Genomic DNA, 456 nt, shown 5'->3' with positions numbered 1-456 from the left:
AACCTCGCCTGCCATTTCGCGGGCGAAGTGAAGGGCTTCAGCGCCGAGGAGTACATCCCGGCGAAGGAAGCCCGGAACATGGATACGTTCATCCATTACGGCATCGCCGCCGGCGTCCAGGCCATCAAGGACAGCGGGCTGGAAGTGACCGAAGCCAACGCGGAGCGCATCGGCGTGCTGGTCGGTTCCGGCATCGGCGGCCTGCCGATGATCGAAGACACGCACCAGACCTACGTCGATCGTGGCGCGCGCCGGATTTCGCCGTTCTTCGTGCCGGGCTCGATCATCAACATGATCTCGGGTCACCTGAGCATCATGTTCGGCCTGAAGGGCCCGAACCTCGCGGCCGTCACGGCCTGCACGACCGGCCTGCACAGCATCGGCCTCGCCGCGCGCCTGATCCAGGCCGGCGACGCCGACGTGATGGTCGCGGGCGGCGAGGCCGATGCTGTGCAG

At 66.7% G+C, this 456-nt stretch carries 1 protein-coding gene; it reads left to right on the top strand.

The annotated features are described in order from the left end of the window. Window positions 1-456, top strand: a 456-nt coding sequence (locus tag M3223_RS23895) for a beta-ketoacyl synthase N-terminal-like domain-containing protein (RefSeq protein ID WP_285891431.1), incomplete at both ends; no start/stop codon positions are given.

This window comes from Paenibacillus pasadenensis (assembly GCF_023715725.1).
GTDB classification, from domain to species: Bacteria; Bacillota; Bacilli; order Paenibacillales; family Paenibacillaceae; genus Paenibacillus_O; species Paenibacillus_O pasadenensis_A.
The sequence above is the reverse complement of the archived record's forward strand: the minus strand, read 5'-3'. Positions and strand labels throughout refer to the sequence as shown.